23 protein-coding genes are annotated in these 23,013 nt (G+C 57.1%); 11 read left to right on the top strand and 12 right to left on the bottom strand.

The genetic code is table 11. The annotated features are described in order from the left end of the window. Positions 1-110: 110 nt before the first annotated feature. Both FOY96_RS03180 and FOY96_RS03175 read right to left on the bottom strand, forming a co-directional pair. Positions 111-599: a TIGR00645 family protein gene (locus tag FOY96_RS03180; RefSeq protein ID WP_023309169.1), complete on the bottom strand. Its 489-nt coding sequence runs from the start codon at positions 597-599 to the stop codon at positions 111-113. A gap of 81 nt (positions 600-680) precedes the next feature. Then, positions 681-1,184, bottom strand: a complete 504-nt coding sequence (locus FOY96_RS03175) for an ESA_00282 family adhesion-associated protein (RefSeq protein WP_023309170.1) — start codon at positions 1,182-1,184, stop codon at positions 681-683. 103 nt (positions 1,185-1,287) lie between these two features. Here FOY96_RS03175 and FOY96_RS03170 point away from each other — a divergent pair, with 103 nt between their 5' ends. After that, the gene (locus FOY96_RS03170; RefSeq protein ID WP_039262936.1) at positions 1,288-1,692 is read left to right on the top strand and encodes a hypothetical protein; all 405 of its coding nucleotides are present in this window, start codon (positions 1,288-1,290) and stop codon (positions 1,690-1,692) included. A gap of 1 nt (position 1,693) precedes the next feature. Further along, positions 1,694-2,143 carry a cytoplasmic protein gene (locus FOY96_RS03165; protein WP_143346491.1) on the top strand — a complete coding sequence of 150 codons (450 nt, stop codon included), beginning with the start codon at positions 1,694-1,696 and terminating at the stop codon, positions 2,141-2,143. A 42-nt stretch (positions 2,144-2,185) separates the two neighbouring features. Here FOY96_RS03165 and exbD read toward each other — a convergent pair whose 3' ends face one another. After that, positions 2,186-2,611, bottom strand: a complete 426-nt coding sequence (gene exbD / locus FOY96_RS03160) for a TonB system transport protein ExbD (protein ID WP_023309173.1) — start codon at positions 2,609-2,611, stop codon at positions 2,186-2,188. A 4-nt stretch (positions 2,612-2,615) separates the two neighbouring features. After that, positions 2,616-3,347 carry a tol-pal system-associated acyl-CoA thioesterase gene (gene exbB, locus FOY96_RS03155; protein WP_143346490.1) on the bottom strand — a complete coding sequence of 244 codons (732 nt, stop codon included), beginning with the start codon at positions 3,345-3,347 and terminating at the stop codon, positions 2,616-2,618. A 251-nt stretch (positions 3,348-3,598) separates the two neighbouring features. On the opposite strand from exbB, the gene metC reads away from it, so the two are divergent. Together metC and yghB are read left to right on the top strand one after the other, a co-directional pair. After that, positions 3,599-4,786: a cystathionine beta-lyase gene (gene metC / locus FOY96_RS03150; protein WP_045403978.1), complete on the top strand. Its 1,188-nt coding sequence runs from the start codon at positions 3,599-3,601 to the stop codon at positions 4,784-4,786. Positions 4,787-4,929: 143 nt separating this feature from the next. Beyond that, positions 4,930-5,589, top strand: coding sequence for a DedA family general envelope maintenance protein YghB (gene yghB, locus FOY96_RS03145; protein WP_029740714.1), 660 nt, complete (start codon positions 4,930-4,932; stop codon positions 5,587-5,589). Between the two features lie 33 nt (positions 5,590-5,622). Here yghB and FOY96_RS03140 read toward each other — a convergent pair whose 3' ends face one another. Then, on the bottom strand, positions 5,623-6,522 hold the full coding sequence (locus FOY96_RS03140) for an AraC family transcriptional regulator (RefSeq protein WP_033146645.1): 900 nt from the start codon (positions 6,520-6,522) through the stop codon (positions 5,623-5,625). A 195-nt stretch (positions 6,523-6,717) separates the two neighbouring features. On the opposite strand from FOY96_RS03140, the gene yqhD reads away from it, so the two are divergent. Then, the gene (gene yqhD, locus FOY96_RS03135; protein WP_143346489.1) at positions 6,718-7,881 is read left to right on the top strand and encodes an alcohol dehydrogenase; all 1,164 of its coding nucleotides are present in this window, start codon (positions 6,718-6,720) and stop codon (positions 7,879-7,881) included. Between the two features lie 105 nt (positions 7,882-7,986). Further along, entirely contained in the window at positions 7,987-8,814 is an 828-nt protein-coding gene (gene dkgA / locus FOY96_RS03130; RefSeq protein WP_143346488.1) for a 2,5-didehydrogluconate reductase DkgA, read from the top strand. Between the two features lie 83 nt (positions 8,815-8,897). Here dkgA and FOY96_RS03125 read toward each other — a convergent pair whose 3' ends face one another. Next, the gene (locus FOY96_RS03125) at positions 8,898-11,069 is read right to left on the bottom strand and encodes a YgiQ family radical SAM protein (RefSeq protein ID WP_143346487.1); all 2,172 of its coding nucleotides are present in this window, start codon (positions 11,067-11,069) and stop codon (positions 8,898-8,900) included. Positions 11,070-11,268: 199 nt separating this feature from the next. Here FOY96_RS03125 and FOY96_RS03120 point away from each other — a divergent pair, with 199 nt between their 5' ends. Further along, the gene (locus FOY96_RS03120; RefSeq protein ID WP_045888194.1) at positions 11,269-12,744 is read left to right on the top strand and encodes a TrkH family potassium uptake protein; all 1,476 of its coding nucleotides are present in this window, start codon (positions 11,269-11,271) and stop codon (positions 12,742-12,744) included. A 30-nt stretch (positions 12,745-12,774) separates the two neighbouring features. Here the strand turns inward: FOY96_RS03120 and ftsP are convergent, their stop codons facing one another. The 4 genes from ftsP to FOY96_RS03100 all read right to left on the bottom strand — a co-directional run bounded on the left by ftsP (position 12,775) and on the right by FOY96_RS03100 (position 17,925). Next, on the bottom strand, positions 12,775-14,187 hold the full coding sequence (ftsP, locus tag FOY96_RS03115) for a cell division protein FtsP (protein WP_048979112.1): 1,413 nt from the start codon (positions 14,185-14,187) through the stop codon (positions 12,775-12,777). A gap of 58 nt (positions 14,188-14,245) precedes the next feature. Continuing rightward, entirely contained in the window at positions 14,246-14,983 is a 738-nt protein-coding gene (gene plsC, locus FOY96_RS03110) for a 1-acylglycerol-3-phosphate O-acyltransferase (protein WP_023333413.1), read from the bottom strand. A gap of 163 nt (positions 14,984-15,146) precedes the next feature. Next, entirely contained in the window at positions 15,147-17,405 is a 2,259-nt protein-coding gene (gene parC, locus FOY96_RS03105) for a DNA topoisomerase IV subunit A (protein WP_029740706.1), read from the bottom strand. Between the two features lie 118 nt (positions 17,406-17,523). Then, positions 17,524-17,925, bottom strand: coding sequence for a YgiW/YdeI family stress tolerance OB fold protein (locus FOY96_RS03100; protein ID WP_143346486.1), 402 nt, complete (start codon positions 17,923-17,925; stop codon positions 17,524-17,526). A gap of 139 nt (positions 17,926-18,064) precedes the next feature. Here FOY96_RS03100 and qseB point away from each other — a divergent pair, with 139 nt between their 5' ends. The 4 genes from qseB (at position 18,065) to FOY96_RS03080 (ending at position 21,091) form a co-directional block, all read left to right on the top strand. Further along, positions 18,065-18,724, top strand: a complete 660-nt coding sequence (qseB, locus tag FOY96_RS03095; protein WP_094935313.1) for a quorum sensing response regulator transcription factor QseB — start codon at positions 18,065-18,067, stop codon at positions 18,722-18,724. Beyond that, on the top strand, positions 18,721-20,058 hold the full coding sequence (gene qseC, locus FOY96_RS03090; protein WP_094935312.1) for a quorum sensing histidine kinase QseC: 1,338 nt from the start codon (positions 18,721-18,723) through the stop codon (positions 20,056-20,058). The genes qseB and qseC overlap by 4 nt, the downstream gene beginning before the upstream one ends. Positions 20,059-20,163: 105 nt before the next feature. Next, positions 20,164-20,745 (top strand): NAD(P)H-dependent oxidoreductase, encoded by a 582-nt coding sequence (locus tag FOY96_RS03085; protein WP_039262999.1) that lies wholly within the window; start codon positions 20,164-20,166, stop codon positions 20,743-20,745. A gap of 31 nt (positions 20,746-20,776) precedes the next feature. Next, on the top strand, positions 20,777-21,091 hold the full coding sequence (locus FOY96_RS03080; protein ID WP_008502984.1) for a putative quinol monooxygenase: 315 nt from the start codon (positions 20,777-20,779) through the stop codon (positions 21,089-21,091). Between the two features lie 83 nt (positions 21,092-21,174). On the opposite strand, the gene FOY96_RS03075 is transcribed toward FOY96_RS03080, so the two are convergent. Continuing rightward, positions 21,175-22,062, bottom strand: coding sequence for a MurR/RpiR family transcriptional regulator (locus tag FOY96_RS03075; protein WP_033146656.1), 888 nt, complete (start codon positions 22,060-22,062; stop codon positions 21,175-21,177). Further along, the gene (locus FOY96_RS03070; RefSeq protein WP_143346485.1) at positions 22,059-23,009 is read right to left on the bottom strand and encodes an iron-siderophore ABC transporter substrate-binding protein; all 951 of its coding nucleotides are present in this window, start codon (positions 23,007-23,009) and stop codon (positions 22,059-22,061) included. The genes FOY96_RS03075 and FOY96_RS03070 overlap by 4 nt, the downstream gene beginning before the upstream one ends. Between the last annotated feature and the right edge of the window lie 4 nt (positions 23,010-23,013).

The raw sequence follows: 23,013 nt of genomic DNA, 5'->3' as shown, positions 1-23,013 counted from the left end.
GTCTGATGCCCTCACCCCGGCCCTCTCCCACAGGGAGAGGGAGAAAGGCCGCACCGAGCGGTCCCCTCGCCCCTTTGGGGAGAGGGTTAGGGTGAGGGGTAAGGTGTACTTTATTTCTTACTGATCTTATCCAGATACCCCATCACAAACGCAGACAGCACAAACGTCAGGTGGATGATGACGTACCACATCAGTTTGTTATCCGGCACGTTCTTCGCGTCCATAAAAACGCGCAACAGGTGGATAGAGGAGATCGCCACAATCGACGCGGCCACTTTATTCTTCAGCGACGAAGCATCCATTTTGCCCAGCCAGCTGAGCTTCTCTTTACGCTCGTCGATATCGAGCTGGGAGACAAAATTCTCGTAGCCGGAGAACATCACCATCACCAGCAGCCCGCCCACCAGGGTCATGTCCACCAGCGACAGCAGAACCAGAATCAAATCCGCTTCGGCAATAGAAAAAATGTTCGGCAGAACATGCCAGATTTCCTGAAAGAACTTAATCGTCAGTGCGATAAGTGCCAGCGAGAGGCCAAAATAGACGGGAGCCAGTATCCAGCGGGAGGCGTACATGGCATTTTCAAAAAAGCGTTCCATAGAGTCCTGTTTGCAAAAGAAACCAGCGCCCAGTATATCTCAACGGCGCTGACTGTTTGCAATAACTCAACGGTACGTCACTCAGACGTTGTCTGGGTTAACCTCGGGACGTGCGTACTCCGGCCAGACAAGCGCCACCAGTTCAGGATAGGCTTCCAGGCTGAACTCGCGAAAACACTGACGCAAATTTAATACGTCCAGATCGGAATAAGAGACCTTCTCGCCGTTAAGACAGCGCTTTTTAATATTGTCATAATATTTATAGACTGCTGAATTCAGATCGCTACAGCGACGCTGTGCCTCAAACAGTCCAGGCGTGTCATTAATTTCCGACATTTTCATGCGCTTAATTGTCGCATGTAAAAAGTCGATATATTCGTGGTTCACCCGCCAGTACCAGACAGGCGTAACGGAGTTCATCAATACAGAGAAATGGTCTTCCCCTTCCTCTTTTGTCATCAGTTCAGGTTGCGGGGGTTCACTGGTGTCTTTCGACACTTTCGTTTTATTGAACTCCTGCATCAATAAAAGCACACCAGCGGTCAGTAATAGTAATGTGATGACCGTAAAAAAGATGCTGTTCATGGGTAGGCTCCATTTTTTTTGATTTTAAATTTGCCTCATGATATTGTCAACGAATCTCACGCCTTTACCAACCCCACCCTGTTGAAAATAAAGGAAATTAAAAATGCTGCCCGACTATCTCGTCCCGGCTAAGTACCACATTACGCCTGTGGAACAGCAACCGACGGAAGCAGAAAAAGAGGCCAGTTTCACTCAGGGGAAAAGAAAGCTCTCTGATTTCGAGCCCGATATATTAATTGGTGTTTCCCGAACTGGCAAATCCCGAAATATGTTGCTGGAAGAGCACGATCGCCATATAAAAGACCGCTTATTTCGCGCCATAAAAATTGAAGCCTTTGTCCACCTGCTGAATGACCTGCAGGCCGAGGGTGAAATAGATGCCCAGAAACTAAGTCAAATAATGACCGAGAAAACCGAAGAAATTAATGAAGCGGGCAATGAAATTTGGCTTAATTTAATTACGCGCGAAAAAAACAACCCAATCTTTTATAGCCTGGGGGAAGATTAACGTGAAAGAAGTTAAAAACAACGACGTTTATTTGACTTTAGAAGATAAAAAAAGTGATGAATTTATCTTAAAGCAAAATCTCGACGCGCTGAGAAACACAAAAAATGACGAGATGACGCGTATTACGCAAGACCTGGTATCGATCCCGGCGACGCTGGTTCGTCTGAAATGGCAGAATCGCCGTGAAATTTATCCGCTTCAGGTCAAAGAAGAGATTTACGGTGCCGTGATGAACGCCATCATAGAGCAGCGTCCCGAGCTGAAAGAGAAGCTTCTGGGACGTCTTGAGGCCAATTATCAATATCTCCTTGCCAGAGAAATCGCCACCCTGCGTCTGACGCGCAAGCTGTCCGACGGTGAGTATCGCACCTCAAACGTCACCTGCGTTGCGCTTGATGAGGACGCGCTGGCAACCCCCTCTACCGCACCGATGGATAGCAAAAACGCATAAACCGACAGGCATAAAAAAAGCCGGCTTTCGCCAGCTTCTTTATCACTTCGAGGCCGCTTTCTCTTCGCCGACCAGCCCAATCTTCAGGTAACCCGCCTGATGCAGCGTGTCCATTACCTTCATCATGGTTTCATAATCAACGGTTTTATCCGCACGGAAGAAGACCGTGGTGTCTTTCTTACCGCCCGTAAGCTGCTCCAGCGCCGGGATGACCGAGTCGGCCGTCACCGGGTCATTCCCGAGGAACATGGATTTATCCGCCTTCACCGACAGGTAGATAGGCTTCTCCGGGCGCGGCTGGGGCTGGCTGGAAGAGGCGGGCAGATTCACCTTCACATCCACCGTCGCCAGCGGGGCGGCCACCATGAAGATAATCAGCAGAACCAGCATGACGTCGATAAACGGCGTCACGTTGATTTCATGCATTTCGCCGTTATCGTCCAGATTTTCGTTTAGACGCATCGCCATACTCTTAACCTGCGCGCAGTTTAGACGCCGCGTGCACCGGCTTAACCGAGCTGGCGTTCAGGTCGAGATCGCGGCTTTGCAGCAGCAGAACCTGCGCGGCAACGTCACCCAGCGTGGCTTTGTAGCTGCCAATCATACGCGCGAAGATGTTGTAGATGACCACCGCCGGGATAGCGGCAACCAGACCGATTGCCGTCGCCAGCAGCGCTTCTGCGATACCCGGCGCAACGACCGCCAGGTTGGTGGTTTGGGTCTGCGCGATACCGATAAAGCTGTTCATGATGCCCCAGACCGTACCGAAAAGACCGATGAACGGTGAGATCGCGCCGATGGTCGCCAGATAACCATTGCCGCGTCCCATGTCTCGGCCAACGGCCGCAACGCGACGCTCCAGGCGGAAACCGGTACGTTCTTTGATCCCTTCGTTATCTTCACTGCCAGCGGAGAGTTCCAGCTCGTTCTGCGCTTCGTTCACTAACAGGGTGGTCAGGCTTTTCGCGTGGAAGGATGAGGTCATATCTGAAGCCTGATCCAGAGAGCGGGCTTCAGCCAGCTGTAGCTGTTCCCGCTTAAGGCGACGCTTCTGCGAAAGCAGCTCGGCGCTTTTGCTGAAGAAGATAGCCCAGGTGACAACGGACGCCAGAATCAGGCCGATCATCACAATCTTAACCACGATGTCAGCATGCTGATACATGCCCCAAACGGAGAGATCCGTCTGCATCAAATTATTACCCACTCTGTATCTCCAGGACGCAAATCACAAAATCTGAGCGTAATAATATCAAAACGTCGTCGAATTGATAGTAGTTCTCATTAGTATTTGCATGGTGCCGTAATTTTCGTTCACTTTCCTTGCGCTTACGCAGTAAAAATTTCTTATGCAAATTTTTGCTAATATTTTCTGCTTATTCGATAAGCCCCGGGGTGCAGTTTTTTCCAATCGTGGTAGTCTGGACGTCCAGACGTATAAAAACAGGGTTAGCGAACATGACAAAGAAGCATCTTGATACCACGCTGGTACAGGCAGGACGCAGCAAAAAATATACGCAGGGATCGGTCAACAGCGTGATTCAACGAGCCTCCTCGCTGGTGTTTGATACCGTTGAGGAGAAAAAAATTGCCACGCGCAACCGCGCGAAAGGCGGGCTGTTTTATGGCCGTCGCGGCACGCTAACCCATTTCTCTCTTCAGGAAGCGATGTGCGAGCTGGAAGGCGGCGCAGGCTGCGCGCTGTTCCCGTGCGGGGCAGCGGCGGTCGCCAACACCATTCTGGCGTTTGTGGAACAGGGCGACCATATCCTGATGACCAACACCGCCTACGAGCCCAGCCAGGACTTCTGCACCAAAATCCTCAGCAAGCTCGGCGTAACGACCGGCTGGTTCGACCCGCTGATTGGCGAAGGCATTGCCGAACTTATTCAGCCAAACACGCGCATTGTGTTCCTGGAATCTCCGGGATCGCTCACCATGGAAGTTCACGACGTGCCTGCTATCGTGAAAGCCGTGCGCAGCAAAGCCCCAGAGGCGATCGTGATGATCGACAACACCTGGGCGGCGGGCGTGCTGTTTAAAGCCCTGGAATTCGACATTGATATCTCGATTCAGGCGGCGACGAAATACCTGATAGGCCACTCTGACGGCATGATTGGCACCGCGGTTTCCAACGCGCGCTGCTGGGATCAGCTGCGTGAAAATGCCTACCTGATGGGCCAGATGGTGGATGCAGATACGGCCTACATGACCAGCCGCGGACTCCGCACGCTGGGCGTTCGCCTTCGTCAGCACCATGAAAGCAGCCTGAAGGTGGCCGAATGGCTGGCGCAGCATCCGCAGGTTGAGCGCGTGAATCATCCCGCGCTACCGGGCAGTAAAGGCCACGAATTCTGGCAGCGTGATTTTACGGGCAGCAGCGGTTTGTTCTCGTTCGTACTGAAAAAGCGGCTGAATAACGACGAGCTGGCGAGCTATCTGGATAATTTTACCCTCTTCAGCATGGCCTACTCCTGGGGCGGTTTTGAATCCCTGATCCTGCCTAATCAGCCGGAACAGGTTGCGGCTCTGCGTCCCGGCGGTGAAGTGGACTTCAGCGGTACCCTGATTCGACTGCATATCGGTTTAGAAAATGTTGACGATCTGATTGCCGATTTAGCAGCAGGGTTCGAGCGTATCGTGTAGAGTGCTGGCTGAAAATGTACTCTCTGGACGCTTTTGTGGACACGGCAATGAGAAAAGTCTGCATGAGTTGCGCCCGGGATCAAACCCGACGGGCGAATAAGGGAGTACAATAGCGCTATATCTGCTGTTCCACAGGAAAGTCCATGGCTGTTATTCAAGATATTATCGCGGCGCTTTGGCATCACGACTTTGCCGCGCTGGCGGATCCTCACATCGTTGGTATCGTTTACCTCGTGATGTTCGCAACTCTTTTTCTGGAAAATGGATTACTGCCAGCCTCGTTTTTACCCGGTGACAGCCTGCTTTTACTTGCCGGGGCGTTAATCGGGAAAGGCGTCATGGACTTCACGCCAACAATGGTTATTCTCACCTCCGCAGCCAGCCTGGGCTGCTGGCTGAGCTATCTGCAGGGCCGCTGGCTTGGGAATACCCGCGTCGTAAAAGGCTGGCTGGCGCAGTTACCGCATAAATATCATCAGCGTGCGACCTGCATGTTCGACAGGCATGGCCTGCTGGCCCTGCTGGCGGGGCGTTTCCTCGCGTTTGTTCGCACGCTTCTGCCAACGATGGCGGGCATTTCCGGTCTGTCAAACCGCCGCTTCCAGTTCTTCAACTGGCTGAGCGCTCTGCTGTGGGTGGGTGTGGTCACCACGCTCGGCTATGCGCTGAATATGATCCCCTTTGTGAAACACCATGAAGATCAGGTGATGACCTTCCTGATGGTGCTGCCGATGTTCCTGCTGGTGGCAGGCCTGGTGGGAACCATCGCGGTGGTGATTAAGAAGAAGTACTGCAGCGCGTGATCCCCTCTCCCCATAGGGGAGAGAGGAAAAAGCTTAAGCTCCCTGCATGGTTCGGATGCGTGATGCATCTTCTCCCGGCGTAACGCCAAAATAGCGCTTAAACTCCCGACTGAACTGCGACGCGCTTTCGTAACCCACCCGCATTGCCGCCGCGCTGGCCTTCATGCCGTCGTGGATCATCAGCATCCGCGCCTTATGCAGCCGGTAGGTTTTAAGGTACTGCAGCGGCGAGGTGCTGGTTACCGACTTGAAGTTATGGTGAAACGCCGAGACGCTCATGTTCGCTTCCGCCGCCAGCTGGTCGACGCTGAGGTTTTCCGTGTACTGGCTTTCGATACGCTTGAGCACGCGGCTTATCAGGCTGAAGTGGGTCTGTCGGCTCACCAGAGCCAGTAACGCCCCGCCGCCCGGGCCCAGCAGCACGTGGTAGAGAATTTCGCGGACGATCTGCTTGCCCAGAATACGCGCGTCCAGCGGCCTTTCCATCACGTCCAGCAGACGCTCAATGGCGCAGAGGATCTCTTCCGACAGCGTCGCCGAGTTAATCCCGCTCGACGCCATAGACGGCTGGAAGAATTCGTCTTCGCCAATATCCATCAGCAGCTCCTGCAGCTGAAGAATATCGACGTTGACGCGAATACCGGCCAGCGGAACGGCCTCTGTCGCGAAGGTTTCACATTCGAAGGGTAAAGGTACCGTCAGGAGCAGATATTCATTGGTGTCGTAGCGGAACACGCGCTCGTTGATATAGCCAATTTTATGGCCCGAGAAGAGAAAAACGATGCCCGGCTGGTACATGACCGGCGTGCGCGTCCCGGGCTGCGTGCCGTAGAGCAGGCGAATGTCAGGAAGCAGATCGCTGACACCATTTTCTTTATCTATCAGTCTTTTAATCTGCGCAGTGAGCTGATGGCAGATCGCTTCACGGTTCATAGTACGTTACTCCGGGTACGGTTTCCGACGTTGACAGTGTGCGTCGTTTTCCGCGCTTTCTCCAGCGCTCTGTAGAAATGGGCAAGACATCGGCAGGAATGTGCATTGAGAGGATAGCCCCGGACGGCCACAATGTGCAGCATCAGGTCGCCCTCTGCGCCACCACGGTTTTTCACCCACTAAAGGGAACGAGCAATGAACAACTTTAATCTTCACACCCCAACCCGCATTCTGTTTGGTAAAGACGCTATCGCCGAACTGCGCGCCCAGATCCCCACTGACGCCCGCGTGCTGATCACCTACGGTGGCGGCAGCGTGAAAAAAACCGGCGTGCTGGATCAGGTTTACAGCGCCCTGGACGGTCTGAACGTGCGTGAGTTCGGCGGCATCGAGCCCAACCCGTCTTACGAAACGCTGATGAACGCGGTGAAAATCGCCCGCGAAGAGAAGATCACCTTCCTGCTGGCCGTCGGCGGCGGCTCCGTGCTGGACGGCACCAAATTCATCGCGGCGGCAGCGCACTACGCTGACGGCATCGATCCGTGGCACATTCTGGAAACCCGCGGCAGCGACATTAAAAGCGCCATCCCGATGGGCTCCGTGCTGACCCTGCCGGCCACCGGTTCTGAATCCAACAAGGGCGCGGTGATCTCCCGTAAAACGACCGGCGACAAACAGGCCTTTATGAACGAACACGTTCAGCCTGTATTCGCGATCCTGGATCCGGTTTACACCTACACCCTGCCTGCGCGTCAGGTGGCGAACGGCGTGGTCGATGCCTTTGTTCATACCGTTGAGCAGTACGTCACGTATCCGGTAGATGCCAAAATTCAGGATCGATTCGCGGAAGGCATTCTGCTGACGCTCGTCGAAGAAGGTCCGAAAGCGCTGAAAGAGCCGGAAAACTACGACGTTCGTGCCAACGTCATGTGGGCGGCAACGCAGGCGCTGAACGGCCTGATCGGGGCTGGCGTGCCGCAGGACTGGGCAACCCATATGCTGGGCCACGAGCTGACGGCGATGCACGGTCTGGACCACGCTCAGACGCTGGCCGTTGTGCTGCCTGCGCTGTGGAACGAAAAACGGGATACCAAGCGCGCCAAGCTGCTGCAGTACGCAGAACGCGTGTGGAACATCACCGAGGGTTCTGACGATGCGCGTATTGATGCCGCCATCGAAGCGACCCGAAGCTTCTTTGAAGGTCTGGGCGTGCCAACGCGTCTGTCCGGCTACGGCCTGGACGGCAGCTCCATCCCTGCCCTGCTGGCGAAACTCGAAGAACACGGCATGACCCACCTGGGCGAGCACGGCGATATTACGCTCGACGTGAGCCGTCGCATCTACGAAGCGGCACGCTAAGCGTTTTTGCCCTCCCGACTTTCGTTTTTTGACATTTCGTCCAGACTTAATGCACAACCCATCGCCGGAGGAACCCTCCGGCGATGCGCACCTGAAGGAGGAAAAATGGCAAACCAAACCGTAATCAAGCTGCAGGACGGCAACGTGATGCCCCAGCTGGGGCTAGGTGTATGGAAAGCCGGTAACGACGAGGTCGTCTCCGCCATTCATAAAGCCCTGGAAGTCGGCTATCGGTCCATTGATACCGCCGCCGCATACAAAAACGAGGACGGCGTGGGTAAGGCACTTGCCAGCGCCGGCGTCCCCCGCGATGAGTTATTCATCACCACGAAACTGTGGAACGACGATCAAAAACGCCCCCGCGAAGCGCTGGAGGAGAGCCTGGAGAAACTCCAGCTCGATTTCGTCGATCTCTGGCTGATGCACTGGCCGGTTCCGGCTATCGATCACTACGTTAATGCCTGGAAAGGGATGATTGAACTGCAGAAAGAGGGGCTGGTGAAAAGCATCGGCGTCTGTAATTTCCAGGTTCATCACCTGCAGCGGCTGATTGACGAGACGGGAGTTGCGCCAGTGATTAACCAGATCGAGCTGCACCCGCTGATGCAGCAGCGCCAGCTACACGCCTGGAACGCTACGCATAAAATCCAGACCGAGTCCTGGAGCCCGCTGGCGCAGGGCGGCGAAGGGGTGTTTGATCAAAAGATCATCCGTGAGCTGGCGGATAAATACGGTAAAACCCCGGCGCAAATCGTCATTCGCTGGCATCTGGACAACGGCCTGGTGGTCATCCCGAAATCGGTCACGCCATCGCGCATCGCCGAGAACTTCGACGTCTGGGATTTCCGTCTGGACAAAGACGAGCTGGGTGAGATTGCGAAGCTGGATAAGGGTAAACGTTTAGGCCCGGACCCGGACCAGTTTGGCGGGTAGTCGCGTAAAAAAGCCGGGTGGCGGCTTCGCCTTACCCGGCCTACGTGTCGACATAAAAACCCCGGCTCGCCGGGGTTTTTTATTTACGCTTTGCGCTTCACGGGCTTCTTCACACTCGAATTACCGTTCGAACGCTGATGCACAATCGGCGTGTGCTTGGTCAGCGCCGGGCGCGTATTGCGGTTCTGGCGACGCGCTTCGCGCATCTCATCCAGCGTCGGGGCCGGCACCAGGCAGTCGCGGCGCGAGCCGATCAGGTGTTTTTTACCCATCTCTTCCAGCGCCTGACGGAGCAGCGGCCAGTTTTTCGGATCGTGGTAGCGCAGCAGCGCTTTATGCAGACGGCGCTGTTTATCCCCTTTCGGCACCACCACCTCTTCACTCTTATAACCAATCTTACTCAGCGGGTTCTTGCCGGTGTAATACATGGTCGTCGAGTTAGCGAGCGGTGACGGATAGAAGTTCTGCACCTGATCCAGGCGGAAGCGACGCTGCTTCAGCCACAGCGCCAGGTTCACCATGTCCTCATCGCGCGTGCCCGGGTGGGCGGAGATGAAGTATGGGATCAGATACTGCTCTTTACCCGCCTGCTTCGAATAGGTATCGAACAGCTCTTTAAAGCGATCGTAGCTGCCCATGCCCGGCTTCATCATTTTCGACAGCGGGCCTTCCTCGGTGTGCTCCGGCGCAATCTTCAGATAGCCGCCGACGTGGTGCGTCGCCAGCTCTTTGATGTAGCGCGGATCTTCCACGGCGATGTCGTAACGTACCCCGGACGCGATCAGGATCTTTTTGATGCCCTTCAGGTCTCGCGCGCGGCGGTAGAGGTTGATCGTCGGCTCATGGTTGGTGTCCATATGCTCGCAAATGCTCGGATAGACGCAGGAGAGGCGACGGCAGGTTTGCTCCGCGCGCGGCGACTTGCAGCGCAGCATGTACATGTTCGCGGTTGGGCCGCCAAGGTCGGAAATCACGCCGGTAAAGCCCGGCACCGAGTCGCGAATCGCTTCGATCTCATTGATGATCGAATCTTCAGAGCGGCTCTGGATAATGCGCCCTTCGTGCTCGGTAATGGAGCAGAACGAACAGCCGCCGAAGCAGCCGCGCATGATGTTGATCGAGAAGCGGATCATCTCATACGCCGGGATACGGGCGTTGCCGTACGCCGGGTGCGGCACGCGCTTGTACGGCAGCGCAAAGACGCTGTCCATCTCTTCGGTGGAGAGCGGGATCGCCGGCGGGTTGATCCAGATAAAGCGCTCGCCGTGCTTCTGCATCAGCGCGCGGGCGCAGCCCGGGTTGGTTTCATGGTGCAGAATACGGGACGCGTGCGCGTAGAGCACCTTGTCGGCTTTCACCTTCTCGTAGGACGGCAGCAGCACGTAGGTCTTTTCCCACGGTTTCGGACGCGGCGGCTGCACAACGATAGCCTTCGCTTCCGCTTTTTTCGGCTCAACCGGCTTGTTATCGGCACACGGCAGATCTTCGCCGTACGGATGCGGGATCGGGTCGATTTTGCCCGGCATATCAATGATGCGGGAATCCACCCCGCTCCAGCCCGGCAACGCCTCTTTCACCATAATGGCGGTATTGCGCACGTCGCGGATGCTGCTCACCGGCTCACCCTGCGAAAGACGGTGCGCCACTTCCACCAGCGGACGCTCGCCGTTACCGTAAATCAGCATATCGGCTTTGGAATCCACCAGCACCGAGCGGCGAACGGTATCTGACCAGTAGTCGTAGTGTGCGGTGCGGCGCAGGCTCGCCTCGATGCCGCCCAGGATCACCGGGACGTCTTTCCAGGCTTCTTTACAGCGCTGGGTATAGACCAGGGTGGCGCGGTCGGGGCGTTTACCCGCCACGTTATCCGGCGTGTAGGCGTCGTCATGGCGCAGCTTGCGGTCGGCGGTATAGCGGTTGATCATCGAGTCCATGTTGCCTGCGGTGACGCCGAAGAACAGGTTCGGTTTACCCAGACGCATAAAGTCGTCTTTGCTGTTCCAGTCAGGCTGGGAGATGATCCCCACGCGGAAGCCCTGCGCCTCAAGCATACGGCCACAGATGGCCATGCCGAAGCTCGGATGGTCAACGTAGGCATCGCCCGTGACCAGAATGATGTCGCAGCTGTCCCAGCCCAGTTGGTCCATCTCTTCCCTGGACATCGGCAGGAATGGCGCCGGTCCAAAGCAGGCCGCCCAGTACTGGGGCCAGGAGAAGAGGTCACGATCCGGCTGGATCAGGGAAATTGCGCTCATAATGCTTCCGAAGAAAAAATAGACAAAAGGAGCGGGATTATACGCTGTTCATCCGCCAGATTTGAAGAAAAGGATGCAGGAAGCAGGCAGATATTCGTGGAAGTCGTTAAAATACGGCGCCCTGATAATTTTGAATCATAATATTCACTATATTTTCCGGTGAGTTGCCCCGGAACGTGTTATTGCGCGGAGCTCTGTCGTGAAGCCCAACGATTCGTTACATGTATCCCAGCTGCGGGTTGTCCTTCACCTCTGCGGTTTTCTGGTTCTGCTGTACAGCCTTTCCATGCTGCCGCCGATGGTGATCGCCCTGCTGAATAAAGAGCGTACCTACTTTGCCTTCCTGACCACCTTTTTAACCTTTTTTACTCTCGGAGGGCTAACCTGGCGGGCAACACGTCACGCCGGCATACAGCTTCGCACCCGCGACGGGTTTGTGATTATCGTGCTGTTCTGGCTGCTGTTTTCATTCATTAGCGCCATGCCGCTCTGGATGGATGACGGGCTACAGCTCTCCTTTGCCGACGCGCTCTTTGAAGGGGTTTCCGGGATCACCACCACCGGGGCAACGGTGATCGGGGACGTCAGCGCCCTGCCTAAGTCATACCTTTATTACCGCGCTCAGCTGAATTTCATTGGCGGGTTAGGCGTCATCGTGCTGGCCGTCGCGGTCCTGCCGCTGCTGGGCATCGGCGGCATGAAGCTCTATCAGTCAGAGATGCCGGGGCCGTTCAAAGAGGAGCGTTTGACTCCCCGCCTTGCCGATACCGCGCGCACGCTGTGGGTAACCTACTTCGCGCTGGGCGTAGCCTGCACCCTGGCCTACTGGCTGGCGGGAATGTCATTTTTTGACGCCCTCTGTCACGGGCTGTCGACCGTGTCGTTGGGCGGGTTCTCCACCCGCAGCGAGAGCATTGGGTTTTATGACAGCCACGCGATTGAGCTGGTCGCCGGGGCGTTTTCACTGCTCTCCGCGTTCAACTTCACCCTCTGGTACGTCGCTATTGTCAGACGCACCCTGAAACCGATTCGCCGCAGCCCGGAGGTTAAATTCTTTCTGAGCGCCGCCGCGGTGATTATTGTCATCACCGCCTGGCAGGTCTGGCATGCCGGGATGTACAACGCCACGGATAGCCTGGTGCACGCCTTCTTCCTTGCCAGTTCGATGATGACCGATAACGGCCTTTCGACAGCCGACTATGCCCAATGGCCCGCACACACTATCTTCCTGCTGTTGAGCGCCAGCTTTTTTGGCGGCTGCGTAGGCTCGACCTGCGGCGGGATCAAAGCCCTGCGTTTTCTCATTATGTTCAAGCAGAGTATTCAGGAGATGAACCAGCTGGCGCATCCGAGAGCGCTGCTGAGCATTAAGGTGGGCAAAAGCGTGGTGAATGAACGCGTCCTGCGCTCGGTATGGAGCTTCTTTTTTCTCTACGTGATGATCACGGGCTTTTTTGTCTGGTCGCTCAACCTGATGGGCTACGACCTGTTTACCGCATTCGCAACGGTTGCCGCCTGCATCAACAACATGGGGCTGGGGTTTGGCGAGACGGCGTCGACGTTTGGCACGTTAACCGAGGGGGCAAAAATGCTGATGTGCGCGGCGATGATCCTGGGGCGTCTGGAAATTTACCCGGTGCTGATTCTGTTCTCGCGCTTTTTCTGGCGGGCATAAAACATTCCCGGCGAACCGGGAATGTTGGGGTTAAGGTGCGGGGTTGATCAGCATCTGCCCCACGGAGCCCCTGTCCATCATCTCCAGCGTCTGGCTGTGGAACAGGAACGGGAAGTGCGGCCACGAAGGCTGACCGTAATAGACAAGCAGTTCAACCTGGCCGTCAACCCAGACGGTATCTTTCCAGCCGCGATCTTCCGGGAACGGCATCGCACCGTTGACGTTGCGGATCAGGAATGCCACCCCTTCAATATGGAACGACTGAGGCATATCCGAGCGGACCGTCCAGCGCTCCCAGGTGCCCTGCTGCGCGGTAATGTCGATGCGGTTGACGTCCCACAGCGAGCCGTTGATGCCCGGGTCGTCGCCCAGGCTGATATCACGGCTACGCACCGGCGAGCCGCTCATGATCTCCTGCGGCAGCAGACGCATTGGCAGGCTATCGGTCACCAGCGGCAGCAGACCGGTCGGGCGCAGGGTCAGCACTAGGGTAGAGACAAGAATGCTCGACGGTTCAAAGAACCCGCGAATGCGGTCCACAATGCTGGCCGCTTCACCGCAGGTGACAGACACTTCATCCCCATTGGTCATATCAATGAGAACTTCGCGACGTTCGCCCGGCGAGAGCGCCAGCTGTTTGACGGAAACCGGCGCCGGTAAAAAGCCCTGGTCGCCGGAGATCACGTGCAGCGGACGGCCATCGCTCATTTGCAGCTGATAGCGGCGCGAGTTAGACGCGTTGAGCAGACGCAGGCGCACCCAGCCGCGCGAAACTTCCACATACGGGCTTTGCGCGCCGTTGACCAGCAGCGTATCGCCGACAAAGCCACCGCTGCCCGGCTCGCTGTATTCTGGCGTACCGAAATTATCCAGACGCTTGTCCTGGATGATAATCGGGAAATCATCCACGCCGTAGTGGTTCGGGATCGGCAGGGATTTGCTGACCTCATCTTCCACCAGCCACATTCCGGCCAGGCCGTTATAAACCTGCTGCGCCGTGCGGTTAGGCGTGTTGGCGTGATACCACAGGGTGGCCGCGCTCTGGCGAATCGGCAGAACGGGCGCCCAGTCGGCGCTGGGTGACATCATTCGCGCCGCGCCGCCAATCAACGGGCCAGGCACCTGTAAGCCGCTGATGGTCATGGCGACATTTTCAGGGGTACGGTTACTGTAGATGAGCTTTACGTCATCGCCATTCCACACGCGTATGGTCGGCCCAAGGTAACGTCCGTTAATGCCCCAGACCGGCGCGCGCGTCCCCTGGGTAAAGGACCAGTGGCTACGCTGCAGCGTCAGGAAAAGCGGCTGACCGCGACGGGATTCAATTAATGGCGGAATGGGCAGCGGCTGTTGCTGCCCGGCGGCGCTGGCTGTCAGCGGCATCGCACCCGCACAAAGGGCGATCCCGGAAGCCTGAATAAACTGACGCCGACTGAGTGACATATAAGCTCCATCTGAAACGACTAACAACGCGGGAATTCGTTTTCCCTTCAACGCCGGATTAAATCTTACCGGCGGCTTCTCTCTCTGCGACTTCTTTGTCGAGCTGCGCAATGTGCTGAGCCATCAGCTCACGGCAGTGCGCTGCCAGCTCGCGCACCTGGTCTTTACCGTATTTGCTGGTATCGACGGGTGGCAGCATTTCGACAATCACCAGCCCGTTATTCAGGCGGTTAAGATTAATCTTATTCGAAGTATTGGAAACGCACACAGGAATAATTGGAACACCTGCCGCAATTGCGGCATGAAACGCCCCGGTTTTAAACGGCAGCAGGCCGCGGCCGCGGCTTCGCGTTCCTTCCGGGAACATCCAGATTGAGATTCTGCGCTTTTTAAAATGATTGACCACTTCCGCAATGGTGCTGTGCGCTTTCGCACGGTTATTACGGTCGATCAGCAGGTTACCGGTCAGCCAGTACAGCTGGCCAAAAAACGGGATCCACAGCAGGCTTTTTTTCCCCACCGTCACGGTCGGTGGCAAAACGATATTTGCGGCGGTCACCATATCGTAATTGTTCTGATGGTTGGCGATATAGATGGCGTTACCGAAATTCTCCGCCCCTTCAGGCAGACGTTTTTCAACCTTCAGACCAAACAGCGGCGCAAGGCGACCGAACATATGGCCGAAGGTGGCAACATGCTTAGGATTACGCGGACTGAACAGGCAATAGATGCAGCCGAAAATACAGACCAGAATGCAGTAGATAACGGTAAGAATAAGACGAACAATATATAGCATAGCGACCTCTGAAGCCCCAACAGCTGACAATTATACTTCACCTGTGGCCAGGTAAGGACTTTATTACGAGCGCGTATTGTTAATCGCAACGCACGAATTAACAACGATTTTACGGGAAATTTTATTGAAACTCCCCCTCCGGGCAGAGGGGGATATCACGACATTACTCTTCGCTGTCACCCGCGGTGCTGCGTGCAGGAGAGTCAATCTCCACGCGGTCGATGCGCTGCAGGCCGCGCATCAGCGAGCCGCGGCGACCGCGCTCACCCACCACTTTCTGCAGCTCTTCCGGACGAAGCTTGATCTTACGCTTGCCGACGTGAATGGTCAGCGTGCTCTGCGGCGGCAGGAGGAAGAGGTGCGCCAGGCCATCTTCGCCTTTCGCGGCTTCCGCCGACGGGATGTTGATGATCTTGTTGCCCTTGCCTTTCGACAGCTCCGGCAGATCGCTGACCGGGAACATCAGCATACGTCCGGCGGTAGTGATCGCCAGCAGCATGTCGCTTTCATTCTCAATCACCAGCGGCGCCATTACGTGGGCGTTGTCCGGCAGGCTAATCAGCGCCTTACCGGCACGGTTACGGGAGACCAGGTCGTTAAAGGTACAGATAAAGCCGTAGCCCGCATCGGACGCCAGCAGCAGCTTCTGGTCATCGGCTTCCATCAGCATATGGTCAACCGTCGCCCCCGGCGGCAGCGTCAGCTTGCCGGTGAGCGGCTCGCCCTGCCCGCGCGCGGAAGGCAGCGTAATCGGGTCGATGGCGTAGCTGCGGCCGGTGGAGTCGATAAACGCCACCGGCTGGTTGCTCTTGCCTTTCACCGCCGCTTTGAAGCTGTCGCCCGCTTTGTAGCTCAGCCCCGGCGCGTCGATATCGTGGCCTTTGGCGCTACGCACCCAGCCGCTCTGCGACAGAACAATGGTCACCGGCTCGGACGGCTGCATGTCGTGCTCGTTCATGGCCTTCGCTTCTTCGCGCTCGTGCAGCGGAGAACGACGGTCGTCGCCGAAGGCGTCTGCATCGGCCTGCAGCTCTTTCTTCAGCAGGGTGTTCATCTTGCGCTCGGACGCGAGGATCGCCTGCAGCTGATCGCGCTCTTTTTCCAGCTCGTTCTGCTCGCCGCGGATCTTCATCTCTTCCAGTTTGGCGAGATGGCGCAGCTTCAGTTCGAGGATCGCTTCGGCCTGGGTTTCGCTGATGCCAAAGCGCGACATCAGCGCCGGCTTCGGCTCGTCCTCGGTACGGATGATCTCAATCACTTCGTCGATATTGAGGAACGCCACCAGCAAACCTTCGAGGATATGCAGGCGCTTAAGCACTTTCTCCAGACGATGGTTCAGACGACGGCGGACCGTATCGCGGCGGAACGTCAGCCATTCGGTGAGGATCTCCAGCAGGTTTTTCACCGCCGGGCGTCCGTCGAGGCCAATCATGTTCAGGTTGATGCGGTAGCTTTTTTCCAGATCGGTGGTGGCGAACAGGTGGTTCATCACCTGTTCCATGTCCACGCGGTTGGAGCGCGGCACGATCACCAGACGGGTCGGGTTTTCGTGATCCGATTCATCGCGCAGGTCGTCCACCATCGGCAGCTTTTTATTGCGCATCTGGGAGGCGATCTGCTCCAGCACTTTGGCACCGGAAACCTGATGCGGCAGCGCGGTGATCACCACGGCGCCGTCCTCTTTATTCCACACCGCGCGCATACGCACGGAGCCGCGACCGTTCTGGTAGATTTTGCGGATTTCCGCGCGCGAGGTGATGATCTCGGCTTCGGTCGGGAAATCTGGCCCCTGCACGATATCCAGCAGCTCGTCGAGCGTCGCTTTCGGCTGCTCAATCAGGGTAATGGCGGCTTTCGCCACTTCACGCAGGTTATGCGGCGGAATGTCCGTCGCCATACCGACCGCGATACCGGTGGTGCCGTTCAGCAGAATGTTCGGCAGACGCGCAGGCAGCATCTTCGGCTCCTGCATCGTACCGTCGAAGTTTGGCACCCAGTCAACGGTTCCCTGACCCAGCTCGCCCAGCAGCACTTCGGCATATTTAGAGAGACGGGATTCGGTATAACGCATCGCCGCGAAGGATTTCGGATCGTCCGGCGCACCCCAGTTCCCCTGCCCGTCCACCAGCGGATAGCGGTAAGAGAACGGCTGCGCCATCAGCACCATCGCTTCATAACAGGCGCTGTCGCCGTGCGGATGGTATTTACCCAGTACGTCACCGACGGTACGGGCGGATTTCTTGAACTTGGCGGTGGCGTTCAGCCCCAGTTCGGACATCGCATAGACGATGCGGCGCTGAACGGGCTTCAGGCCATCCCCGATAAACGGCAACGCCCTGTCCATGATGACGTACATGGAGTAGTTCAGATAGGCGTTTTCCGTGAATTCATGTAGCGCGAGGCGCTCTGCCATATCGCTCATTACGTGTGATTCCTCAACTCAGAAACCGAAGGGTTTCAGGCAATATTGCCGCAGATACTACCTCATCTGATGAATTGAGTCACAAAGAAAAAGGGCCGCATAAGCGGCCCATTTCGGGTTATTTGTTCAGCTTAATAACCTGCTTCACGTCGATTTCAAACTCGTTCCAGTCTTTATCGACTTTACCCTGCAGTTCAACTTTATCCTGCGGAGTGACGGTCACGCCGTTCCAGCGCTTGTGGTCAATCTCAACTACGACCGTGCCGGACTCATCGCGGAAGGTGTAGCGGTCATCGGACAGGCGCTCGGTGATGTTCCCGCGCAGATTCACCCAGGCATCGTCCTTCAGGTCTTTCACGTTTGCCGCGGTGGTGAGGTTGGCGTTGTTATCGACAAAACCGCCCTGCTGAGTTTGCGTCTGGGTCTGTGTGGCCGATGGGCCAGTAAAACCGCCCTGAGCAGCAAAGACCGGCGCGGTGGTCATCATCATGATGGCAGCAATTGCAGCGAATTTTTTCATCTTCATCTCTCCCTTTAATGTCGTTTCGCAGTCCATTTAACAGGGTAATCCTTAACAACTTCTTAAGGGAAAAATTTATTTATTATTGCTGTACAGCAGGCGCTTACAGAGGGTTTACTGACGACATCAAGGAGGGAACATGCGCATTTTACTGGTAGAAGACGACAGGTTAATCGGCGACGGTATCAAGGCGGGGTTGAGCAAAATGGGCTTTAGCGTGGACTGGTTTACCGACGGTAAAACCGGCCAGGCCGCGCTGTCCTCTGCACCCTACGATGCCGTGGTGCTGGATCTGACTCTGCCGGAAATTGACGGTCTGGACATCCTGCGCGCGTGGCGCGAGAGCGGGCGCAGCGAGCCGGTACTAATTCTGACGGCGCGGGATGCGCTTAACCAGCGCGTCGAAGGGCTACGTCTTGGCGCGGATGATTATCTCTGTAAGCCGTTCGCGCTGATCGAAGTGGGTGCCCGCCTCGAAGCGCTGGTCCGCCGCAGCCACGGCCAGGCGCGTAGCGAGCTGCGTCACGGGAAGGTCACGCTCGATCCGAGCCGTCTCATCGCCACGCTGGACGGTGAGCCGCTGACGCTCAAGCCGAAAGAGTTCGCGCTGCTGGAGCTGTTAATGCGTAACACCGGTCGGGTGCTGCCGCGAAAGCTGATCGAGGAAAAACTCTATACCTGGGACGACGACGTCTCCAGCAACGCCATCGAGGTTCACGTCCATCATTTGCGCCGCAAGCTTGGGAGCGAGTTTATCCGCACCGTGCACGGCATCGGCTATACCCTGGGTGACGCATGAAACTGAGCCTGAAGCTGCGCCTGACGCTTCTCTTTTTACTTCTGTCTCTGACGGCCTGGTTTGCCGCCAGCCTGGTTGCCTGGCAGCAGACGACCCACAAGCTCGACAAGCTGTTCGATACACAGCAGATGCTGTTTGCTAAACGGCTGCTGACGATGGATCTGGACGAGATCCGCGCCCCCGAACGCATGCGCGAGATCCCGAAAAAAGTGAAGCACGGTCGTCTGGACGACGACGCGCTGGCTTTCGCCATTTACGCCGTCGACGGCAAAATGCTCCTCAACGACGGTGAAAACGGACGCGATATTCCGTACCACTATCGCCGCGACGGGTTCGATAACGGGCAGCTGCAGGGCGACAACGACGAGTGGCGTTTTTTATGGCTAACCTCACCCGACGGGAAGTACCGCGTAGTGGTCGGCCAGGAATGGGAGTACCGCCAGGAGATGGCGCTGGACGTGGTCAGCTCGCAGCTGACCCCCTGGCTGGTGGCGCTGCCCGTGATGTTGCTGCTGCTGATCGTCCTCCTGAGTCGGGAGCTGAAGCCGCTGAAAAAGCTGGCGCAGACCCTGCGCTCCCGCTCGCCGGATGCCACCGATAAACTGCCGACCGAGGGCCTTCCTACGGAAGTACGCCCCCTGCTCGACTCGCTGAATCATCTCTTCGCGCGCACCCAGGAGATGATGACCCGCGAGCGCCGCTTTACGTCCGATGCCGCCCACGAGCTGCGCAGCCCGCTGGCGGCCCTGAAGGTGCAAACTGACGTGGCCCAGCTCTCTCATGACGATCCGCAGGCGCGGGAAAAGGCGCTGACGCAGCTGCATGCGGGCATCGACCGCGCTTCCCGGCTGGTGGATCAGCTCCTCACGCTGTCGCGTCTGGACTCGCTGGATAACCTTGACGATGTCGAACCGATTCCCCTGGCCGACTTGCTGCAGTCGGCCGTGCTGGATATCTGGTATCCGGCGCAGCAGGCGGGCATTGATATTCGCCTGAACATCCATGCACCAGAGGTGACACGCACGGGCCAGCAGCTGCTCCTGAGCCTGCTGGTGCGCAACCTGCTGGATAACGCGATTCGCTACAGCCCGCGCGGCAGCGTGGTGGACGTAACGCTGGACGCGCGTGGCTTTACCGTGCGCGACAACGGCCCAGGCATTTCACCGGACGCGCTGGCGCGCATCGGCGAGCGCTTTTATCGCCCGCCGGGTCAGGATGCCACGGGCAGCGGGCTGGGGTTATCCATTGTAAAACGCATCGCCGCCCTGCACGGGATGCGCGTTTCGCTGGGCAATGCCCCTGAAGGCGGTTTTGAAGTGAAGGTCAGCTGGTAAGGGATTATTGCGTTTAACGCAAAAGACTTTGCACATTTTGCTCATTTTACCGCACCGTCCTCGCGCGTAGAATACTGGCCATACTCTCATCATCGAGGACAAATAATGAGCAACATCCTGATTATCAACGGTGCAAAAGAATTTGCGCACTCTAAAGGCCAGCTGAATGACACCCTGACCGAGGTCGCGGACGGTTTCCTGCGCGACGCCGGGCATGATGTTAAGGTCGTGCGTGCAGACAGCAGTTATGACGTGAAGGCCGAAGTGCAGAACTTCCTGTGGGCTGACGTGGTGATCTGGCAGATGCCAGGCTGGTGGATGGGCGCGCCGTGGACCGTGAAAAAATACATGGACGACGTGTTCACCGAAGGTCACGGCTCGCTGTATGCCAGCGATGGCCGCACCCGCTCTGACGCCTCCAAAAAATACGGCTCGGGCGGCCTGATTCAGGGCAAAAAATATATGCTCTCGCTGACCTGGAACGCCCCGCTGGAAGCCTTCACCGATAAAGAACAGTTCTTCGAAGGCGTGGGCGTCGACGGCGCGTACCTGCCGTTCCACAAGGCTAACCAGTTCCTGGGCATGGATCCGCTGCCGACCTTTATCGTCAACGACGTGATTAAAATGCCTGACGTCCCGAGCTATATCGCAGAATATCGCAAGCATCTCGCGGAAATTTTTGCTTAACTGGTAGCCTGGAATTAAAGGAGTAGTAAACATGCTTACCGTAATCGCAGAAATCCGTACTCGTCCAGGTCAACATCACCGCCAGGCGGTGCTGGATCAGTTCGCGAAAATTATCCCGACCGTACTGAAAGAAGAAGGCTGCCACGGCTACGCGCCGATGGTGGATGCCGCCACTGACGCCAGCTTCCAGGCGACCGCGCCAGACTCGATCATCATGGTTGAGCAGTGGGAAACCGTCGCGCATCTTGAAGCGCACCTGCAGACCGCGCACATGAAAGCGTGGAGCGACGCGGTTAAGGGTGACGTGCTGGAAACCCACATCCGCATTCTGGAGCAAGGGGTTTAAGTTTCCCCTCCCCCGCCCTCTCCCGAAAGGAGAGGGAGAACAGATCCAGGCCCGGTGAGCGTCAGCGCTACCGGGCTTTGTTTTTAGGTGCTTTTCTTCCCCGGCTTTAACCCACGGTGTAGCTCGTTGATGCGCTTCATCGACTTGATGGTGCGCTGCGGCTCGGTGGAGGCGACGGATAAGATGATCATCTCCAGACACAGCAGCACCGTGCCGTGGAGCGGGATTTTGCCTTTTTCGCCGCCGCGCGGAACGTGGATCACCACGCTGGCCTCCTTGCTGAAACGCGAATCGAGGGCGTTGGTCAGCAATATAGTTGGAATGCCCAGACGTTTTGCTTCACGCAGCGTGGTTTGCCCCTCCCGGTGCGCGGATTTCTGCGCCATCATCACCAGCACGTCGCCGCGCTGAAGCGCAATCAGCTGCTCGGCAAGCCCTATCCCGGTACGGTTAAGCGGCGTGGCGGGTAACCCCATGCGACTGAACAGCCTGGCGGTGTACTCGGCCAGAATGCCGGAGGCGCCAATGCCAAATATGGCAACCTGCCTCGCCTGCGCCAGCAGAGAGACCGCCTGGGCCATCGCGTAGCGGTTGTGGGGCTCGGATAACACCTCGCAGGTATGCTGATGCCCCTCCAGCACGAAATCAATGCTCGCGTTGACGTCGCTGGCGAGCGTATTCACCGTGGTGGACATCTTTTCGCTGGAGGTGACCACCGGACCAAACCACTGCTCCAGCGTCTGCTTGAGATCGCGCAGCCCGGCGAAACCCAGCGCCTGAATGGCGCGGACCACCGTGGCATCCGAGGTTTTCAACAGCGTCGCGATCTCCATTGCGGTCTGTTCCATCACCGCTTCGCGGTTGTCATGGATATAGCGTGCAACCTGCAGCAGACGCGGCGTCAGCTGATGCGCACGCGCGCGAAAGCGGTCGCCATAGACATCCACGCGCCCTTTCTCTTTGCGGATCACCGTGACGCCTCCGGCAGCGGACGCCCGGCAATCTGCGACTGCACCTGCGCGGCCATCAGCCCTAACGAGGCGTACGAATTCGAGATGGCCTCTTCACGCGAGATCAGCACGTAATGCCCGGTTCGGCAGGCATTCAGGAACTGACACCAGCCCGGCATGACCGCATCCATCGCCGCCAGCTCGTCCTGCGGTTTACCGCCCGTATCCCCGCGCCAGGTGGCGAAGACGAAATCGGCATCCAGCTCCGGCAGGCGCTCGGCGCTGACGTCGATGCGCCCTCCGTCCGGGATGGACTCAATCAGCGGCGGGAAGGTGAACCCGGCGTCGCGCAGCACGCGGCCCAGCGAGTGGTAGCTGTGCATGGCGTTAATCTTTCCCTGATTCGCCTGAATCACGGACACGGTCACCTTGCGGGTATCAATTGTCGCCTTCAGCGCCTTAATCTGCTCCTGATAGCGCCGCTCCAAAACCTTGAGCCGCGCCTGCGTTCCCGTCAGCTGAGCCAGCTTGCGGTAGATCTCCGGCGCGCCGCCGTCGAGATGATCGATGCTCACCGTCGGGGCAATTTTCGCCAGCTGTTCCACCGGGGTGTTGCGGGTCGGCTCGGTAACGATCAGGTCAGGCTTTGCGGCGGCGATGGCTTCAATGTCGATATCGGCCGTGCCGATAAACTTAATGTCGGAATTATCAAAGTCGACGCCGGTCAACATGCCGCTGGAGCGCAGAAAGTGGCTGCCGTCCGGCCGCGTGCGGCCATGGCTTGCCACCGGCGGCACGCCAAGCTCAATCAGCGGAATGGTGATATCCAGATCGTGTAAAGAGACAATCCGTTTCGGATGAACCGGCACCACCACTTTTCGGTTCAGATCGTCAGTAAACGTCTGCGTCGGCTCCGCCGCACCCACCGCGACCCCCACCAGCAACAGCATCGAAAACACTACGCGCATTTTA

The organism is Enterobacter asburiae (assembly GCF_007035645.1).
GTDB classification, from domain to species: Bacteria; Pseudomonadota; Gammaproteobacteria; order Enterobacterales; family Enterobacteriaceae; genus Enterobacter; species Enterobacter asburiae_B.
Note: the sequence above shows the minus strand (reverse complement) of the source record. Positions and strands in the feature narration are given on the sequence as shown.

What these genes read in the sequence shown, in the direction of transcription:
- FOY96_RS03180 (WP_023309169.1), bottom strand. Translation starts at nt 599, where the DNA reads ATGGAACGCTTTTTTGAAAATGCCATGTACGCCTCCCGCTGGATACTG.
- FOY96_RS03175 (WP_023309170.1), bottom strand. Translation starts at nt 1,184, where the DNA reads ATGAACAGCATCTTTTTTACGGTCATCACATTACTATTACTGACCGCT.
- FOY96_RS03170 (WP_039262936.1), top strand. Translation starts at nt 1,288, where the DNA reads ATGCTGCCCGACTATCTCGTCCCGGCTAAGTACCACATTACGCCTGTG.
- exbD (WP_023309173.1), bottom strand. Translation starts at nt 2,611, where the DNA reads ATGGCGATGCGTCTAAACGAAAATCTGGACGATAACGGCGAAATGCAT.
- metC (WP_045403978.1), top strand. Translation starts at nt 3,599, where the DNA reads ATGACAAAGAAGCATCTTGATACCACGCTGGTACAGGCAGGACGCAGC.
- yghB (WP_029740714.1), top strand. Translation starts at nt 4,930, where the DNA reads ATGGCTGTTATTCAAGATATTATCGCGGCGCTTTGGCATCACGACTTT.
- FOY96_RS03140 (WP_033146645.1), bottom strand. Translation starts at nt 6,522, where the DNA reads ATGAACCGTGAAGCGATCTGCCATCAGCTCACTGCGCAGATTAAAAGA.
- yqhD (WP_143346489.1), top strand. Translation starts at nt 6,718, where the DNA reads ATGAACAACTTTAATCTTCACACCCCAACCCGCATTCTGTTTGGTAAA.
- dkgA (WP_143346488.1), top strand. Translation starts at nt 7,987, where the DNA reads ATGGCAAACCAAACCGTAATCAAGCTGCAGGACGGCAACGTGATGCCC.
- FOY96_RS03125 (WP_143346487.1), bottom strand. Translation starts at nt 11,069, where the DNA reads ATGAGCGCAATTTCCCTGATCCAGCCGGATCGTGACCTCTTCTCCTGG.
- ftsP (WP_048979112.1), bottom strand. Translation starts at nt 14,187, where the DNA reads ATGTCACTCAGTCGGCGTCAGTTTATTCAGGCTTCCGGGATCGCCCTT.
- plsC (WP_023333413.1), bottom strand. Translation starts at nt 14,983, where the DNA reads ATGCTATATATTGTTCGTCTTATTCTTACCGTTATCTACTGCATTCTG.
- parC (WP_029740706.1), bottom strand. Translation starts at nt 17,405, where the DNA reads ATGAGCGATATGGCAGAGCGCCTCGCGCTACATGAATTCACGGAAAAC.
- FOY96_RS03100 (WP_143346486.1), bottom strand. Translation starts at nt 17,925, where the DNA reads ATGAAAAAATTCGCTGCAATTGCTGCCATCATGATGATGACCACCGCG.
- qseB (WP_094935313.1), top strand. Translation starts at nt 18,065, where the DNA reads ATGCGCATTTTACTGGTAGAAGACGACAGGTTAATCGGCGACGGTATC.
- qseC (WP_094935312.1), top strand. Translation starts at nt 18,721, where the DNA reads ATGAAACTGAGCCTGAAGCTGCGCCTGACGCTTCTCTTTTTACTTCTG.
- FOY96_RS03085 (WP_039262999.1), top strand. Translation starts at nt 20,164, where the DNA reads ATGAGCAACATCCTGATTATCAACGGTGCAAAAGAATTTGCGCACTCT.
- FOY96_RS03080 (WP_008502984.1), top strand. Translation starts at nt 20,777, where the DNA reads ATGCTTACCGTAATCGCAGAAATCCGTACTCGTCCAGGTCAACATCAC.
- FOY96_RS03070 (WP_143346485.1), bottom strand. Translation starts at nt 23,009, where the DNA reads ATGCGCGTAGTGTTTTCGATGCTGTTGCTGGTGGGGGTCGCGGTGGGT.